This window comes from Acinetobacter sp. P37 (assembly GCF_057480965.1).
The window spans coordinates 31,989-50,180 of sequence record NZ_JBLIYY010000004.1; the positions used below are offsets into that span (position 1 = coordinate 31,989).

16 protein-coding genes are annotated in these 18,192 nt (G+C 41.9%); 7 read left to right on the top strand and 9 right to left on the bottom strand.

Annotated elements, in window-relative coordinates:
• Nucleotides 1–72 precede the first annotated feature (72 nt).
• The 5 genes from putP to AC25JC_RS04775 all read right to left on the bottom strand — a co-directional run bounded on the left by putP (nt 73) and on the right by AC25JC_RS04775 (nt 4,845).
• Nucleotides 73–1,563 carry a sodium/proline symporter PutP gene (gene putP / locus AC25JC_RS04755; protein WP_486923548.1) on the bottom strand — a complete coding sequence of 497 codons (1,491 nt, stop codon included), beginning with the start codon at nt 1,561–1,563 and terminating at the stop codon, nt 73–75.
• A 211-nt stretch (nt 1,564–1,774) separates the two neighbouring features.
• Nucleotides 1,775–2,629 carry an SPFH domain-containing protein gene (locus tag AC25JC_RS04760; protein WP_078189969.1) on the bottom strand — a complete coding sequence of 285 codons (855 nt, stop codon included), beginning with the start codon at nt 2,627–2,629 and terminating at the stop codon, nt 1,775–1,777.
• 16 nt (nt 2,630–2,645) lie between these two features.
• Nucleotides 2,646–3,125, bottom strand: coding sequence for an NfeD family protein (locus AC25JC_RS04765; protein ID WP_111885593.1), 480 nt, complete (start codon nt 3,123–3,125; stop codon nt 2,646–2,648).
• Between the two features lie 99 nt (nt 3,126–3,224).
• Complete coding sequence (locus AC25JC_RS04770; RefSeq protein ID WP_486923549.1) at nt 3,225–4,148, bottom strand: patatin-like phospholipase family protein; 924 nt, start codon at nt 4,146–4,148, stop codon at nt 3,225–3,227.
• Between the two features lie 61 nt (nt 4,149–4,209).
• A complete protein-coding gene (locus tag AC25JC_RS04775; RefSeq protein ID WP_486923550.1) occupies nt 4,210–4,845 on the bottom strand; it encodes a 1-acyl-sn-glycerol-3-phosphate acyltransferase in 636 nt (211 codons plus the stop codon).
• 169 nt (nt 4,846–5,014) lie between these two features.
• Here AC25JC_RS04775 and AC25JC_RS04780 point away from each other — a divergent pair, with 169 nt between their 5' ends.
• The 5 genes from AC25JC_RS04780 (at nt 5,015) to AC25JC_RS04800 (ending at nt 11,393) form a co-directional block, all read left to right on the top strand.
• Nucleotides 5,015–6,301, top strand: coding sequence for an MFS transporter (locus AC25JC_RS04780; protein WP_486923551.1), 1,287 nt, complete (start codon nt 5,015–5,017; stop codon nt 6,299–6,301).
• A gap of 127 nt (nt 6,302–6,428) precedes the next feature.
• Complete coding sequence (locus AC25JC_RS04785; protein ID WP_486923552.1) at nt 6,429–7,565, top strand: porin; 1,137 nt, start codon at nt 6,429–6,431, stop codon at nt 7,563–7,565.
• Nucleotides 7,566–7,705: 140 nt separating this feature from the next.
• Complete coding sequence (locus AC25JC_RS04790; RefSeq protein ID WP_486923553.1) at nt 7,706–9,376, top strand: phosphoethanolamine transferase; 1,671 nt, start codon at nt 7,706–7,708, stop codon at nt 9,374–9,376.
• Nucleotides 9,377–9,379: 3 nt separating this feature from the next.
• Nucleotides 9,380–10,048, top strand: a complete 669-nt coding sequence (locus tag AC25JC_RS04795; protein WP_078189962.1) for a response regulator transcription factor — start codon at nt 9,380–9,382, stop codon at nt 10,046–10,048.
• Nucleotides 10,049–10,067: 19 nt separating this feature from the next.
• On the top strand, nt 10,068–11,393 hold the full coding sequence (locus AC25JC_RS04800) for an ATP-binding protein (protein ID WP_486923554.1): 1,326 nt from the start codon (nt 10,068–10,070) through the stop codon (nt 11,391–11,393).
• Between the two features lie 30 nt (nt 11,394–11,423).
• On the opposite strand, the gene AC25JC_RS04805 is transcribed toward AC25JC_RS04800, so the two are convergent.
• Complete coding sequence (locus tag AC25JC_RS04805) at nt 11,424–12,131, bottom strand: phosphatase PAP2 family protein (protein ID WP_486923555.1); 708 nt, start codon at nt 12,129–12,131, stop codon at nt 11,424–11,426.
• Nucleotides 12,132–12,303: 172 nt separating this feature from the next.
• On the opposite strand from AC25JC_RS04805, the gene AC25JC_RS04810 reads away from it, so the two are divergent.
• Complete coding sequence (locus AC25JC_RS04810; protein WP_486923556.1) at nt 12,304–13,002, top strand: HAD family hydrolase; 699 nt, start codon at nt 12,304–12,306, stop codon at nt 13,000–13,002.
• 76 nt (nt 13,003–13,078) lie between these two features.
• On the opposite strand, the gene AC25JC_RS04815 is transcribed toward AC25JC_RS04810, so the two are convergent.
• From AC25JC_RS04815 to dhaK, 3 genes are all read right to left on the bottom strand, one after another.
• On the bottom strand, nt 13,079–14,266 hold the full coding sequence (locus tag AC25JC_RS04815; protein ID WP_180157410.1) for an ammonium transporter: 1,188 nt from the start codon (nt 14,264–14,266) through the stop codon (nt 13,079–13,081).
• A 600-nt stretch (nt 14,267–14,866) separates the two neighbouring features.
• Entirely contained in the window at nt 14,867–15,544 is a 678-nt protein-coding gene (locus AC25JC_RS04820; RefSeq protein ID WP_180108918.1) for a DUF421 domain-containing protein, read from the bottom strand.
• A gap of 225 nt (nt 15,545–15,769) precedes the next feature.
• Complete coding sequence (gene dhaK / locus AC25JC_RS04825; RefSeq protein WP_486923557.1) at nt 15,770–17,500, bottom strand: dihydroxyacetone kinase subunit DhaK; 1,731 nt, start codon at nt 17,498–17,500, stop codon at nt 15,770–15,772.
• Nucleotides 17,501–17,772: 272 nt separating this feature from the next.
• Here dhaK and AC25JC_RS04830 point away from each other — a divergent pair, with 272 nt between their 5' ends.
• The gene (locus AC25JC_RS04830; protein WP_486923558.1) at nt 17,773–18,147 is read left to right on the top strand and encodes an endonuclease domain-containing protein; all 375 of its coding nucleotides are present in this window, start codon (nt 17,773–17,775) and stop codon (nt 18,145–18,147) included.
• The last annotated feature ends 45 nt before the right edge of the window (nt 18,148–18,192 follow it).

Below are 18,192 nucleotides of genomic sequence, written 5' to 3' on the forward strand. Positions count from 1 at the left end.
ACAAAAAAGGACGCTAGGCGTCCTTTTTTGCAGATATTAAAATTTAGAACTTAAATTTAAGTGCTATTGGTCTTAAATACTTTCTTTATAGATACGATCTGCTTCTTCAAATTTTTCAGTGACTTCAGCAGATGGTGCTTTGCCCATTAAGCTCACAATGATGATTGCAATGAGTGAGCAGATGAAGCCCGGTATAATTTCATAAACGCCTGTATCGCCCCAGAGGTTTTTCCATAGAATAACCATAACAGCACCAACCACCATACCTGCTAAAGCACCATTGAGTGTCATGCGTTTCCAGAACAATGACATGATAATCAGTGGGCCAAATGCAGCACCAAAGCCTGCCCATGCATATGCGACGAGACCAAGGACTTTAGAGTCAGGATTACCCGCCATATAGATCGCAAGCAACGCAATCATTAACACCATAATACGGCCGACCCAAACCAATTCTTTTTGTGAAGCATTTTTGCGTAAGAATGATTTATAAAAGTCTTCAGTTAATGTACTTGAGCAGACTAAAAGCTGACAGCTTAAGGTACTCATGATCGCAGCTAAAATCGCAGCTAGTACGATACCTGCAACCCATGGGTTAAATAGAATTTTAGTCAATTCCATAAAGACCGTTTCAGGGTTTGCTGTAACGACACCTGCCAGTTCTGGATGCTGTTGGAAATAAGCAATACCGAAGAAGCCTGCTGCAACTGCGCCACCGAGGCAGAGCGTCATCCATGTCATACCAATACGGCGTGCATTGGGAATCGATTTGACTGAATCTGCTGCCATGAAGCGGACTAAGATGTGCGGTTGACCAAAATAGCCTAAGCCCCATGCCAATAATGACATGATTGCGACAAAACTTAAGTCAGCAAATACATTCATCGCTTGAGGGCGTGCTGCTTCTAGTGCCAAAGTGAACTGGGTTAAATCCGAGAACGACAACATGACCACGATAGGGGTAAGTAGCAAGGCAAAAATCATAAAGCCCGCTTGAATGGTATCGGTCCAACTGACAGCAAGGAAGCCACCAATAAACACATAGCTCACCGTTGCAATGGCACTGATCCAAAGCGCAGTGCTATACGACATACCAAACATACTTTCAAATAATCGAGCGCCTGCAACCATGCCTGAAGCACAGTAAATTGCGAAGAAAATCAAAATAATCACAGCAGACACGATACGTAAGATTTTCTTTTGATCGTTAAAACGATTTGAGAAATAGTCAGGTAGGGTCAAGGCATTATTTTGAACTTCGGTATGTACACGGAGACGACCTGCAACAAGTAACCAGTTGAGCCAAGCACCGATGATCAGACCAATTGCAATCCACATTTCAGATAAACCTGAAAGGTAAATCGCCCCCGGAAGACCCATGAGCAACCAACCACTCATATCTGATGCACCTGCAGAAAGGGCAGTGACAAAGCTCCCTAATCGGCGGCCACCTAAAATGTAGTCAGAAAAGTTACTGGTCGCACGGTATGCAAGTAAACCGATCACGACCATGGCGACAATATAAAAGAGAAAGGTAATTAGGGTGGGATTCAGGGAGCTCATACGGTATCCGCTTTGGCGTTGGACAATTGCGTTTAATTAGGGGACTCAATGGGATTTGCCTAAGCCAAGTAGGTGAAATCGAACGATAAGTCCTAAAACGTCAAAAAAATAACGTGAAATTTAAACATAAATTCACAAACTTTGCCTTCTTTTTTGTTTTGGGCATAAAAATGGGCCGTATGTCACGACCCATTTTTACTAATGTGAAGATTTAGTTATTACGTCCCATTACACCACGAATCGTATTCAGTACATCCGCAGGTAATACCACAGTTTTGGCATTATTAGATTTAGCCATATCTTGCATGGCTTTGACGTATTGTTCACCCAGTAAGTACGCAACTGGAATTTCTTTATCGCCGACGGCTGAACTCACCATTTCAATTGCACGTTGAGAAGACTCTGCCAGTACCACTTGAGCTTCTGCATCACGACGAGAGGCTTCTAAACGACCATCAGCTTCCAAAATAGCCGCTTGTTTTTCACCGTCTGCCTTGGTCACTGTCGCACGACGTTGACGTTCCGCTGCTGCTTGCTCTTCCATTGCCGCTTGCATGGTATGAGAAGGTTTAATGTCTTGAATTTCTACAGTTTTAAGCGTAATACCCCAGTCAGAGATATCGTCAGAAATTGCGGCTTTAAGTTTAGCCTTAATATGATCACGCGATGAAAGTGCATCATCGAGGTCCATTTCACCGACAATAGAACGTAAAGAGGTTTGCACTAAGTTTTGAATCGCCCATGTGTAGTTTTCAATACCGTAAACTGCTTTTTCAGGTGTGGTTAAATTGATATAAGCCACAGCATTCATCAGTAGTACCGCGTTGTCACGTGTGATCACTTCCTGAGAGGGAATATCTAACACGATATCTTTGGTTGTGACTTTATAAGCCACTTCATCGACATACGGAATCACAAAGTTCAGTCCCGGATTGAGCGTGGTATGGTATTTACCTAAACGCTGAACAATCCATTTATAACCTTGGGGAACAATACGGACACCTTTAAAAATGGTGACGGCTACAAAAACTAAGAGCGCTAAAAAAACAATAGAAACACCAGACATGTCATTTCTCACTTATTTATGGATTGTCAGTGGGGTGGTTGCTGCTGTGCAGTTGGACGACTAAATCATTGCCTAAAATATCGGTCACGCGAACACGGTCGCCGACTTGAAGTGCATCTTGGGTGCGGCAATGCCATTCGTCTGAACCTAAAACAGGCATTGGGAAGCGAACTTTAACGCTGCCATGATTGAGCTGGGTTTGAATCACCATACCCACTTGGCCAATCGTCGCTTCACGGGACAGACCTGCTTTGGTTTTATCGATGGATAAAGGTTTAATAAATTTGAACCACAAAAATGTGCAGAGCACGGCAAAAATAATCCAAACCACAATTTGGACATTAAAGTCCATGGATGGAAAGATCCAATATAAGATCCCAACCAAAATTGCAGAAACGCCAAACCATAGCGCAGCAAAAGACGGCAAAATCAGTTCAAAAAGCATCAAAACGACGCCCAATACAAACCAGTGCCAAGGTTCTAAAATAAATTCCATACATCTACTCTTATATAAGGGTGAATTGATATAGATGAACCAGTATCTATATCAATGTAGCAGATGTATAACTCAATGAATATAAAAAAAATCGTTGAATTATATTTTCGCTTTTGGTGCTGGTTTAAAGGCCGCAGGGGACTGTTTAAAGTTATCGATCGCCTTAATAATGCTATTCACTTTGAGCTGTGCGGCTTTTTCACCTTCTAAAATCGTCGCATTGCTCGACTTCAAATCGAGTGTGCCAATATGTCCCACTTTAGGTTGAATCACGAAATTGGCATTTTTTAGTTCTTCATTAATACTTTGTTGTCCCATGATGTTAATGGTTTGATCGAGCAAACCAAACATGCTTACGGCTTTGCTACCATCAGGACGCGCAGAAATATCCACCGCAATCACGATATCTGCACCCATATCACGTGCGGTTTTCACTGGAATTGGGCTGACTAAGCCACCATCGACATATTTCACCCCTGCAATAGTCGCAGGTACAAATACATTCGGAATGCTGCACGATGCACGTACCGCTTGGCCTGCATTACCACGGTTAAATTCAGTTTTACTGCCATTATCCAAACAGGTGGCTACAGCAGCAAAGCGTTTTGGAAATTGTTCAATCGATTTATTGCCGACGTTTTTATTAACAAAGTCTTGCAGTTTTTGCCCTTGAATAATGCCTTGGCTATTTAAGGTTAAATCACGAATATCAGACTCTTTAAAGTTCAGGGCCAATTGCTGCATTTGATAAGGCGTTTTACCGCTGGCATATAAGCTGCCAACAAAACTACCCGCACTGGTCCCAGTCACAATTTTAGGTTTAATACCGTGCGATTCGAGCACTTTAAGCACACCAATATGTGCAAAACCTTTGGCACCGCCGCCACCGAGCGCAATCGCGATCACCGGTTCACGTGCTTTGGCTGGTGTAGGTGTCGTGGTCGCAGGTGTTTTGGTTGCAGAATCACAGCCAGTGAGTGCCAATACAAAGAGGCTAGGAATCAGGTATTGCAAAAGTTTCATGGGTGAAATCTGATGGTTAAATATACAAAGTGCACATCACATCAAAAAAATAGCCATTTGACTAGGGCTTTTTCCAGTGCTTTTGTAACGGCAAGGCCAACCATTCGGGATTTTTCGGGGAAAATTTGCCATCATAAATCTTCAAAATTTTTTCGAGATCAGTTTCAAAATCTCCACTGGGTTCAAAAACACCCAAGCAATGAATGGTTTTCTTTGCATAATCAAAGCTAAACATCACAATAGGTATCTGTGCTTCATAGGCAATATAGTAAAAACCACTGCGGATTTTATCGGCTTTTTTTCGTGTTCCCTCAGGTGCCATTCCAATCCAAATTTGATCTGTCGCTTGGACAATCTCAGCAATTTCACGTGTCAGTCCATGTGGATTTTCACGCTGCACAGGGATCACGCCGACCCAATCCAAAAGTGGTTTTAAGGGAGTATCAAAAAGGGTGTTTTTACCAAAAATGGTGATTTTTATCCCGATTCCAAGCAAGGCAAGAAAACCATGCCATGCATCTATATTAGAAGTATGCGGAGAAATGATCGCTACAGCTTTGGCAAGGTTGGGAAATTCGCCATCAAATTTCCATCCTTGTGCCAAAAAAAGTGTTTTAAATATTGCGCGGCTCAGGGGGGAGCCGCGTGATGGAACTTGATCGGGCAAAACCGGAAATAATTGAGTCTTTTTATTCATTGCATATTCTTATATAGGTGAAATCCATTTTTGATGTGATGCACATTTAAAAGTACGGCATCAGCATTGACCTTTATCTTAGGTTTATGATTTTTTTAGATCATTGGCAAAATAGCCGTATTTTGACTACTCTAAATGTAACTTCAGCGCACTCAACATTTAGGAACTTATGATCCAGCTTCGTCAGCTCAATCTTTTACTGTTTTCTTTATATTGGGCGCAAGGGTTACCTGTCGGTTTTATGACGCATGCTTTACCAGTGATTTTAAGAGCGCAAGGTGTGTCTTTGGCACATATAGGTGGCTTTGGATTACTCATGTTGCCATGGTCGATCAAAGTTATCTGGGCACCTTGGATTGATCGGCATGGTTCAAGGTCCAAAGGGCATTATCGGAGTTGGATTATTCCAATGCAGTTGCTGTCCGTGGTGGTCTTGGTCTTCCTGTCCTTTTTGCCGATCCAAAGCTTGAATGAACCGATTTATTTGCTGCTGTTTTTTGTGGCTTTACTCAGTATGAATTTGGTCGGTGCGACTCAAGATGTTGCAACGGATGGCTTGGCTGTCAATATTTTAAAAACTGACCAACAGCACTGGGGCAATACTTTTCAGGTGATTGGTTCAAGACTCGGCTTTATCGTGGGTGGCGGTGCTGTGCTTTGGGCCTTGGATTGGTTGGATTGGCAAGCCACATTTCTGTTTTTAGCGGCATTGGTGTTCATCAATACCATCCCTATTTTTATGTATCGAGAACCTTCAAAGCCACCAATCAACATAAAATCTAGTCCAGAGAATGATAACAACCATAAACATACTTCAGGCTTGTTCTACGCCATTCGCCAGTATTTGAAGTATTTTACCCAAACCAAAACCCTCACACTGTGGCTCATGATCTTATTGAGTTTTAAGCTTGCAGATGGTCTAGCAGGACCACTACTTAAGCCACTGATGGTCGATTTAGGATTGAGTTTTAGTCAAATTGGTCTATATGTCACCATGCTAGGTGCAGTGGCTGCTTTAATTGGGGCAGGGCTTGCTGGTCTTAGCTTGAAGTATATTTCTCGGGCACAGGCCTTGGTTTTCTATTCGGTATTGAAAATATTCAGTTTATTGGCCTATGCATGGCTGGCTTTGCAGTTCGAGGCAAAACGGCCCTTCCATGAATGGCTGATCTATGGGATCAATGCTGCCGAAGACATGATTTCAGCCATGCTGCTTGTGATCATGCTGACTTTGGTGATGCAATATAGTCGTAAAGCATTTGCAGCAACGGACTTTACATTTCAGGTTGCCATTATGGCTACGGTGAGTGGGGGGCTGTATAGCATCAGTGGCATAGTGGCCGATCAGTTGGGTTATAGCACTTATTTATTTTGGATCACAGGTTTGGCTGCATTGAGCTTAGTCCCGATTCTATTTTGGGGAAAAGCATCAAAAAATGACCAAAATCACTTCTAAATCATAATTTTGGTTGTTTTTTATCAGCTAAAGCACTAAAAGAGCAATGCAAATATTATTTTAATAATTTTGTAATATGTTTCGCGTGTGTAATATCTGTTACAAAATAATTTAAGGAAAATTTTTGATGAAAACTAAGTTAGCAGCGGCTATCGCATTGAGCCTTTTGGCTGGCTCAACCTTTGCAACACCAACCTTCTACGGTGAAATTGATGCGTCTGTTGATTATTTACCTGAAGATAATAAAACGGGTGTTTCAGACAAAGATGTCGTTGAAATCAGTTCAAACAGTTCTTTCTTGGGTTTAAAGGGCGATGAAAAACTGACTGACCGTTTAAGCGCAGTTTATGCAATTGAATGGGCATTTAACTCAGACGGCGAAGGCGATGACTGGTCTAAGCGTAACCGCTTCGTTGGTTTGAAAGATGCGAAACTTGGTACATTGAAAGTCGGTGCACACGATACACCATTAAAACAATTGTCTAGTCCGGTTGATACATTCAACAACTACGTGGGTAACCGTGCTGATGTTACAGGCATCATGACGGGTGAAAACCGTGTAGATAACGTTGTTGTCTATGAATCACCAGCTTTTAAAATTGCTGAAGGTGCAATTAAAGTTAATGCATTGCTTGCAACAGGTGAGTCTTCAGGAATCAAGAGTGATAAAGGTGTAGTAAAAACTGCAGGTCGTGGTCTTGGCGATGCTTGGTCGGCGTCTGTTGTCTATGACAGCCCCGTTGTTGTCGCAGGTTTAGCGTATGACAAAGCCATTCCATCGAACTTTGGTGGCGTAGGGATGCTAAATAGTGGTTCATATACCGTGAATGATAAAGTTGTTTCTAATTCTGAAATAACCGGAACTAAAGTATTTGCAGCAGCAAATACAATTCGTGCGATCGGTCGTGTAAATCTTGAGGGTGGTTTGGCGCTCAAAGCACTGTATCAAACATCAGAGGTTGAGGCTGCTAAAGGTCATGATGTTGCAGCAGCAAATATTGATGATGCTCAAGGTTGGTTAGTCGGCGCAGAATACAATCTACCTTCTGCAAAAGCTTGGACAGTCAAAGCACAATATAGTCAAAATACCACGACTTATAAAGCAGGTGAGGATTACGAAGCTCAGCAATTCATAGCAGGTGTAGATTATGCATTTAGCAAACAAGTGAAAGCATATGGCTATGCGGGTTACTTGGCACTTGAAAAAGGTTCGAATGAAAGTGAACAACCTGTTCTAGGTACAGGTCTAGAATTTAAATTCTAAAACTTTGATTTAAGTTGTTCAAAAGGCGATGTTTTACATCGCCTTTTTTGATTTTTCTTGCTTGGTTTTGATCAGTTTTAAGTGATTTTTAAGTTTGAATTTTTAGATTGGGGCATCAAAGATCAATAATTGATGCCAATATGCTTCAGGTCATAGCTAAAATACAGCAAAAAATTCCAAGACTTAGTTTAAGTCAATTTAACCTCGTGCTTGCCTTATGGCTTGGGGTGGTTTTGAACCTCGCGTTTTATCAGCAAATCCAGCAGCTCACACCTTATACGGGGCTGAAGGCCGGACTATTTTTAGCGGCAACCGTACTGGTGGTAGTGGCACTTTATAATGTGCTGATGCAACTCCTGCAATGGCGATGGAATTCAAAACTTTTGGCAAGTGTTTTGCTGATCATTGGTGGCTTGAGTGCTTATTTCGTCAATAGTTTAGGCGTGACCATTACATCTGACCAAGTGCAGAACATGATGCAAACAGATGTAAAGGAAGTGCAGGATTTAATCTCGCCACAATTTTTTATCTGGGTCTTTGGACTGGTTATTTTGCCAGTGCTATTGATCTGGCTTTTGCCACTGCATAAAGAAGCCCTAAGCACGGTCGTAGCCAAAAAGGGTTTACATATAGTGCTTTCGCTCATCCTCATGGGTGCTTTGCTGCTTGTTTATTTTGTCGATTATGCTGCGATCTTTCGTGAGCATCGTGACTTAAAAGGCATGCTCTCACCACAAAACAGTATCGCTTCGACATTTTCCTATTATCACAAAAAAGCACCGAAACAGAATTTGCCATTGCTGAGCTATGGTGAAGATGCACATATGGTTGAAAACGTAAGCGCCAAAAGCTTACCAAAATTGATGGTCTTAGTGGTTGGTGAAACTGCGCGCGCGGAAAGTTTTTCACTCAATGGCTATGCTAAAAATACAAATCCTGAACTCAGTCAGCAAAATATTATCAATTTTAGCCAAGTCAGTTCATGTGGCACCGCAACCGCTGTGTCTGTTCCTTGTATGTTCTCGGGTATGCCGAGAACCGAATATGACGAACAGCTTGCAAGTCATCGCGAAGGTTTACTCGATATTGCACAGCGTGCAGGCTATAAGGTGACGTGGCTAGATAATAATTCAGGCTGTAAGGGCACATGTACACGTGTTGAAAAATATGAATTTCCTGAAGCGCTGAAGAAAAAGTGGTGTGATGCCGATGGCGAATGTCATGATGAAATCTTAGTGGATGGTTTGAAGGCATATTTGGCTTCGATCCCCAAAGAAGATCCAACTCCCCGTTTAGTTGTGTTACACCAAATGGGCAGTCATGGCCCTGCTTATTTCAAACGAAGTACCGCAGCGTTTCAAAAATTTAAGCCAACCTGTAATAGCAATGCCATACAGGGATGTAGCTCGACAGAGTTAATAAATAGTTATGACAACAGTATTGTCTATACCGACCATGTGCTGAGTGAATTGATTAACACCTTAAAAGTGACTAACAACTATCAAACAGGACTGTGGTATTTGTCCGATCATGGTGAGTCGACCGGTGAGCATGGTTTGTATTTACACGGTTCTCCATACGCAATTGCACCGTCACAGCAAACTCATGTGCCGATGTTGATGTGGTTTTCACCGGCTTGGCAAAAAAATAATTCAGCGCAATATACTTGTTTAATGGCACAAAAAAGCCAAAAATTAAGTCAGGATAATCTATTTCCATCGCTATTGAGTTTGCTCGATGTGCAGACTCAAGTGATTGATGAAAAAAACAATATGTTGCAACAATGTACTTCAGTACAGCGCAGGACTTAAGCCATGCACAAAATACTTATTATTGAAGATGATTTCATGATTGCCGAATCGACTAAAACCTTGTTGAACTATCAACAGTTTGAAGTCGAGTGGGTGAATAATGGTATCGATGGCTTAAAGCTCATAATGCAAGGGGGGATTGATATCGTCTTGCTAGATCTGGGTTTGCCGATGATGGATGGTATGCAAGTCCTGAAACAAATTCGTCAAATGCAGCCTAAATTGCCAGTGTTAATCATCTCGGCACGTGATCAATTACAAAATCGTGTAGATGGTTTAAACCATGGGGCAGATGACTATCTGATCAAGCCTTATGAGTTTGATGAATTACTTGCACGGATTCATGCACTCCTTCGACGCACAGGGCTGAGTTCAGTCGAAGCACCACAGAAAATTTTAAAACATGGTGAATTGATTTTAGATATTGAGCAGCATCTTGCACGCTATAAGGGTCAATATGTCGATTTATCTAACCGTGAATGGGCCATATTGATACCACTGGTGACGCATCCGAATAAGATTTTTTCGAAAGCTAATTTAGAAGATAAGCTTTATGATTTTGATAGTGATATCAGCAGTAATACTATTGAAGTGTATGTGCATCATCTCAGAACAAAATTAGACAAAGATTTTATTCGCACTATTCGTGGTTTAGGTTATCGACTCGGTTAAGGCAAAGGAATTATCGACCATGCAGCAGCCTTATTCTCTGAAAAAGAGACTAATTATTTATGTGTCTGTTTTCAGTATGCTTTTGGGCTGTCTTTTGGTGTTTTCAGCTTATCGAATTGCACTTGAAGAAATTAATGAAATTTTAGATGCGCAAATGCAAAATTTGGCGGAACGTGTTGCAGAGCATGATCCGCAGCCTATTCGCAGCGAATTTGATCAACATAAGCGTTATCACGAAGAAGATTTATTTGTTGATGTGTGGACTTATCAGTCCAATGCGCATCAAACCCATCAATTAAAATTATTGGTCGCGCCTCAGCCCAAAGCCGGTTTTTATACCCACAATACCCAACAAGATGAGTGGCATACCTATATTTTGCCACTTGCAGATCGGCAAATTCAGGTCAGTCAGCAAGAATCGGTACGACAGCATCTTGCAGCAGAATTGGCCAGTAGCATGTTTATTCCCTATTTGGTTTTTATACCTTTTGCATTAATCGCTTTGGGATGGTTGATTCAACGCAGCTTAAACCCACTGGAAAAATTTAAAAAAGAATTGGCAAAACGGGATGCCTTTGAACTTTCTCCAATCTCTCAAATGCCGTATCCAGAGGAAATTGCACCAACCATTATTGAAATGAACCAGTTGTTTGAACGAATTTCGTTGTCGCAGCAGGAACAGCGCCAGTTTATTGCTGACGCAGCGCATGAGTTACGGACCCCGATTACCGCACTGAATTTGCAAATGCAGATTTTGCTACAAAAATTTCCACAAGATGACGCTCTACAAAATTTGAGTAAAGGTTTAATTCGTATTCAGCATTTGGTCAGTCAATTATTGAGTTTGGCAAAACAAGATGCCTCGGTCTTTGAACTTGAGCGCAAACAACATTTTGATCTTAAGCAAGTTGCAACCAATTGCGTGGAGCAACTGGTGCATTTGGCCATGCAAAAAGATATTGACCTTGGCATGGAGCAACAACAAAGCATTGCCTTATATAGTCTTGAGCCAACGGTACATTCAATTATTTTTAATTTGATTGATAATGCCATTAAATATACCCCTGCACAGGGCATGATTAATGTCTCCGTCTTTGAACATGTGGGGCAGGCGGTTGTACAGGTTGAAGATAGTGGGCCTGGCATCGACCCAGCTTTATATGAGCAAATTCGAAAACGCTTTTATCGAATTTATAATCATGAAGAAATTGGAAGTGGTTTAGGCTTGGCGATCGTGGATAAGGCCGCTGCGCATATTGGTGCACGTTTAGATTTTGCGAAAAGTGAAACGCTGGGTGGGTTGAAAGTAACGATTCAGATTCCGCTAAGACCTTTAAACTCCTAATTATTTTAATTTACTCCTTGCGAATAAAGCCTATATCCATTCAAAGTGTTTATAGGCAGTTTTGATTTTTTCTGTGGGTAGATAACGACAGCCAAATGTATAAATGACTGTGTTAAAGGCCCAAATAAACCATGCTGTCCATAGATTATGACTGAGAAAATGTGCACCCCGCATCATTTGCGCCCAGCCAAAAGCAAAGCCTAAAATCAGCCCAGCAGATAAAAAGAAGTAAGCACGGGCAGGTCGATGTATTCGATAAACAAAATATCCCGTAATTAAGGCAAAACCAGTCGCAGCATGGCCACCGGGGAAGCAGTGTCCTTGGCGTGCTGAAAAATCCCAAGAAAAGCCATGGGCTGTAGCGGCAGTCATATTCCAAGGGCAGGCATGTGCAGATTGTGATTTGAGCAACCCAATCATTGCCGTGCTGAGTAGAGCAACCACGAAAAAATAACCAAATTCAAACTTACGTGCTTTCAGATGCGGATATTTAAAACTGCATATCCATGCTGCGATATAGAGAACATACACGCCTATGACGATATTCTTGATATAGCGATGGTTCAGCACCGCAAGTGCCCAATCATTACGATGAGGAAAACCACCATGTAGGTCGACCCAAGGCTGAATAAAAGTTTGGTCGAGCGAACCACCGACGGGAAAAACATAAAGGAGGCCAACCAAACTGAGTGTGAGCAGCAGGGCTTGTCGCAATAAAAAGGTACGGTTCGAGAGCATAAGTCGTGTGATGTGCCGAAATTATTTTGTTTGAATGCTGCTATTTGAAACCACAAAACTTAAATCAGACTTAATCGGCTATTTGAACTGTATTGATATCGATAGTGAAGAAGGTGCATAAAGCAAAACGGGCATTGTGTTAAAGTTTTTGAAAACTCAGTAATAAAGATTTATGAGCATACGTGCAGTCCTTTTTGATTTAGATAATACTTTGACTCACCGAGATCACAGCGTTCAGGCCTATACGCAGTATTTAGCCGAGTCTTATCAGTCTACGCTGGTGGAGGTAGACCTTGTACAGATTAAACGTATTATTAATCGTATAGATAATGGGGGATATCCGAAAAAAGAACTCCTTACTCATCCGAGTATTGGGGCATCTGTCGCTTATGCTCTACAAACGGAGCTGGATTGGATACATCAACCCGATTTTGATGAGCTCACCCAATTTTGGTTTCAGCACTTTGGTCAGTTCGCCGTGGCGATGCCGGGAGCATTGAGCTTGCTGCAGCAACTAAAACAGCAGCAGTATAAACTGGCGGTGGTGTCGAATGGTGGACATGCCACACGCCTGAATATTTTGAATGGACTAGGTTATGCATCGTATTTTGATCAGATCATCAGCTCGGAAAGTGCAGGCATTAGTAAGCCCAAAGTTGAAATATTTCAGTACAGTTGTCGTGAGTTGGGCGTGACGGAAACCGAGTGTTTATTTATTGGTGATCATCCTGTCAATGATATTTATGGTGCGAGCCAAGCAGGGATGTCTGCCGTATTGCTTGAAGGCTTTCATACTTTAAGTGCTGAACAACAGCACAGCATTCCGAATAAAATTCAGCATTTGGATCAGGTCTTAGATTTTCTAAAATAAGATGATTTAAACTCAAGCTTTAAGCGAAGTTCAGGGTAAAAAAAAGCGGCATAAATGCCGCTTTAGATTGTGTTGTTTAGAACATGTTTTCTTCAGAGTTTGCCGAAATACGGTGAATACTTAAGTCTGCACCACGGAATTCTTCTTCTTGATCTAGGCGAATGCCCATCGTTACTTTGAGTAGACCATAAACGATGAATCCACCTGCCAATGCAATCAAGATTGCGAGTAGCGTACCGATACATTGAGAGATCATTGAAATACCGCCTAAACCGCCCAACCATTTTTGTCCAAATACACCCACTGCAATACCACCGAAAGCACCACAAACACCGTGTAGTGGCCATACGCCAAGTACATCATCGACTTTGAGTTTGTTTTGAGTGTATGTAAATAGTTTGACAAAGATCAGACCTGCGATAGCGCCGATAATTAACGCACCGACAGGATGAACTACATCTGAGCCTGCACAGATTGCAACCAAACCTGCTAAGGGACCGTTATGTAAGAAACCGGGGTCATTTTTACCCATAAAGTTTGCTGCAAGCGTGCCGCCCACCATTGCCATGAGAGAGTTAATTGCAACCAGTCCTGAAATGGCATCCAAACGTTGCGCACTCATCACGTTAAAGCCAAACCAGCCAACGATTAAAATCCAAGAACCTAAGGCAAGGAATGGAATACTTGAAGGGGGGTGAGCGCTGATACGACCGTCTTTTTTATAGCGTCCATGACGTGCGCCAAGTAAAAGTATTGCAGCTAAAGCGATCCAACCGCCCATGGCATGTACCACGACCGAACCAGCAAAGTCATGAAAGGCTGCGCCAAATGTGCGTTCTAACCATGCTTGTAGCCCAAAATTACCATTCCATGCCATGCCTTCAAAGAATGGATAGACCAAAGCGACCAATAATAATGTGGCAATCGCTTGAGTCCGCATTTTTGCACGTTCAGCAATACCACCTGAAATAATCGCTGGAATGGCTGCGGCAAAAGTCAGCAGGAAGAAACAACGCATTAAGTTGTAGCCATGATCGGCTGCTAAAGTGTCCCCAATATGAAAAAAGTGCTGACCATAAGAGATGTAATAACCCACAAAAAAGTATGCAATTGCGGAAATAGAAAAGTCAGTCAAAATTTTACTCAGCGCATTGACCTGATTTTTATGTCGTACTGTACCCAATTCTAAAAATGCAAAGCCAGCATGCATGGCAAGAACCAAGACTGCACCAAGAAGGAGAAAGAGGAGATCTATATTTTGCATAAGGTGTTCCAGTTTAGTGCGCTAGTTCACGAAAAGAAGTTCAGTATATCGAGCGGAATAATTTCGAAAAGAGGAGTGAGCGAGGGAAATTTTGATTAAAAAAACTAAAAAATGTAGAAGACTCGATATAAAGCAAAGACTTGCATGAGTATGACAACAATGCACTAAAATAGTGCAATGGTGATTTGCAATGACAAAATTAAATGAATGATTATTAAGTGAAAAACTATGTTTTTAGAATCTGTTTAAAAAATGAAAAACAAATTGCGCCATTTCTGAGTTAATTCAGGGCAATTCATTATTTTGTATTTTTATCTGATTGATAGATGTTAGCGCGATAATGGAACTGAAAATTGACGAATGATACATTTTTGGGAGTCTGTCTGAGCATCTTGTAGTCTTCAAAAGATGAAAGCTGGATGGCTTGCCTGAACTGAAATAATGCACATATATTAACCAATGAAATCTCTGCTGCTGCACTTTTAGATGGCGAAAAACATTCAAGGGTGGGTCTGTGGTGATGGTCGTTGGATCTTACTGTATTTTGATGACGTATTTAATTGAAGCGGCACAGAATTTTAAAGTTTTAGCCTTGAATGCTTAAGCTAAACGCTGTGTATTAATCGCTTCAGCCCAGTCACTACATCCGCAGCGCGGGCAGGTATCCTGAGCACCGTAAATGTACATGGTTTTGCCACAGTGCGTACAGGCATACAGCTGATGCATTTTGATATCTCGAACCGCTTTATAGGGTTTCGGAAATAGTGGCAGTCCATAACGCACTTGTTCAGGTGGATAAAACAAAATACTAAATTTTCCATCACTTTCTAATAGACCGACGCGGACTTGCCCTAAATGTTCAACATTTTGCTGGCGCATTTCAGAGAAGAATTCATCATGTGACATTTTACCTTGTTTAATCTTTTCTAAGACCAATTCACCATCTTCCACAATGTAGAGGGCTTTACCTTCAATTAAATCTTCAAAGGGCTGGTATTTCATCATTAGCCAAGTGATTACGCGGTATAAACCAATCACTACCGTCATCACAATGAGCGCTTGTAAGAGGGGGAGTTCCTCTTCAAACATCGGGTCGCCTGCAATTGAACCCAAAGCAAGGAGGATGGCAACTTCAAAGATGGATAACTGACGCACGCCGCGTTTGCCTGTTAGGCGTAAGAATACGATGATTAAAACGAACATAATGACGCTACGCAAAATCACTTCGGCAGCAAAAGTCCATGTAGTGTCATGGATGAAAATTTGAGTGAAATCCATGTCTCATCCTTTTTTATCGTTATGTGTTTTTAACTTAGCAAAGCGCTGGGCGATAAAGCAGCTCAATTGTGTTAATTTTTAAGCACTATTCGAAAAAGGATTTCATGCTAAAGGTATTGTATGAATGAGATATTTGATGAAAAAAAGTGCTTTAAAATAGCCATAAAAAAAGCACCGACGAATCGATGCTTTTGATGTGGTCTGGCAATTTTTAAAGATGTTCAGTTATTTAATATGTTCTGCAATATTCGTAAAGATTACACCTAAACCATGTGCGCCAGCATCTGGATAGCCAAGACTACGGTCGCCTACAGTTCCCGCACGTCCCATACGCGCTACAATCTCTTTGGTATTTTCAGCGCCTTGAACCGCCGCTTTTGCACCAAGTACAAAGTTTTCTTTAAAGGTTTTATCTGTATGGGCAGACCAAGAATCTGCGCATGGCACAAGTGCATCAATCAGGGTTTTATCACCCACCACTGCGCCGCGTCCAAATGAACGCTCACCTGTAGTTTGAATGCCTTTGACCGCTGCTTGCAGCATCTCGGCAAAGTCTGAAACGCTCAAAGCAGTTTTGCCTTGAATTGATTTCGCTGCTGCACGGAATGCTGAACCCCAGATTGGGCCAGATGCACCGCCACAGTGTTCCATAATGATCATTGAGCAGTTCAGCATGAATTCATCCATCTGCTGCGCTTGAATCAGACTTTGCCATTCACGTTTTAATTGCTTAAAGCCTTTCGCCACGCTCATACCGAAGTCGCCGTCACCTGCATGCGCGTCTAGTTCACAGAATGGCACTTCATTTCTAATGATACAGGCAGACATGACATCGACCACATAGCGCATGTTTTCGATGGTGAATTGTTCATTGCTAATCACCGCATGTTCAGGCTGTGTTTCAACTTGGGTATTTACCACAGCTTCGGTGGCAGCATCTTTAGTTGCGAAAGTTAAAGGTTGTGCTGCTGAACCATCCATTTTAAATGCAGGGGTGTTGGCTGCTGCATCGAGGTAAGTTTTCAATTCATCATCGACAGCAAGCAAGGACACAGATGCACCATGCATGTCGATACTGGTCATATAGTTGCCGACAAATGTGCGGTAAATTTTGATGCCTTTACGTGCAAGGTGTTCGCATACATCATGGTTAAAGACATACAACTCTTGCAGCGGTGTGCTACCAAAGCCATTGACCAAGACTGCAACTTCTTTCATGTCTGGGCGGTCAAGGAACAGGTCATCCACGATGCGCTGTGCCATTTTTTTGGATGGCAAGATTTTTTCACGACGGATGCCGGGTTCACCGTGAATGCCGACGCCATATTCCATTTCGTCATCAGCCAAAATAAACGTTGGCGTGCCTTTGGCTGGAACAGTACATGAGCTATAAGCAAAACCAAGGCTAATGACGTTGTCCGCAGCTTTTTGAGCAATCGCTTTTACATCTGCAAGTTCTAAGCCTTTTGATGCTGCTGCGCCTGCAATCTTATGTACAAATACTGTGCCTGCAACACCACGACGACCTACTGTATATAGGCTGTCTTTAACCGCAATGTCATCTGCCACTTTTACATAGTCAACTTTAATGCCGTCTTCAGTTGCAAGGGCTGCGCCATTCTGGAAATTCATCATATCGCCAGAATAGTTTTTGATGATCATCAGCACGCCTTTGTCAGTTGCGACTTGCTGTAAGGCTTTATAGACCTGAATTTGCGATGGAGATGCAAATACATCACCACATACGGCAGCGTCTAACATGCCTGTGCCTACAAAGCCTGCATGGGCAGGTTCGTGACCGCTACCACCACCACTGATCAATGCCACGTTATTGTGCTTTTCTTTGCGTGAAATGATTTTGTGCGACTCGTTAAATGCGAGTTCTGGATGGGCAAGAACAAAGCCTTTGCACATTTCAATTACGATGTTTTCTGCACCGTTCATGAGTTTTTTCATTAATGCACCAATGGGTTATGAATTTGGGGAGATCTAAAGGTGATTATTATAAGGAAATTGGTGTGGTGTCTGACATAAAAGTGTAAAAAAGCAGTATTTCTGATTAATGGGTGAGTGATTGGCTTGTTTTTGGGTACACTTATTTTAGATGTGGAATCCCTCCCAACCTCCCTTTAATAAAGGGAGGCGTTGTCACGTAGTTTATTTAATCACCTGACGTCCCCCTCTTTTTTAAAGAGGGGTTAGGGGAGATTTAAAATTTGAGAAAAATAATGAAACCCTACAATAAAAACTTAAAACAAGTATCTCGTGACTTGCGTAACAACATGACTGAAGCAGAAAAACTATTGTGGTCAAAACTTCGTAATAAGCAAATTTTAGGTTTGCAGTTCTATAGACAGAAACCAATTTTAAATTTCATTGTGGATTTTTACTGTCCTGCAGCCAATTTAGTGATTGAGTGTGATGGTGGTCAGCATTTTACCCAAGAAGGATTGGAAGCGGATCTGATTCGGGATGAGGCTTTGGCTCAGCTTGGGCTAAAAGTGCTGAGGTTTGATAATGGGCAGGTGATGGGACAGATTGATGATGTGGTGGAAGTGATTTATCGGTATTGTTTGGAAGTACTTTCTAAAGAATCCCCCTAAATCCCCCTTTTGCAAAGGGGGACTTGATGCGAATTTGATTGCGGT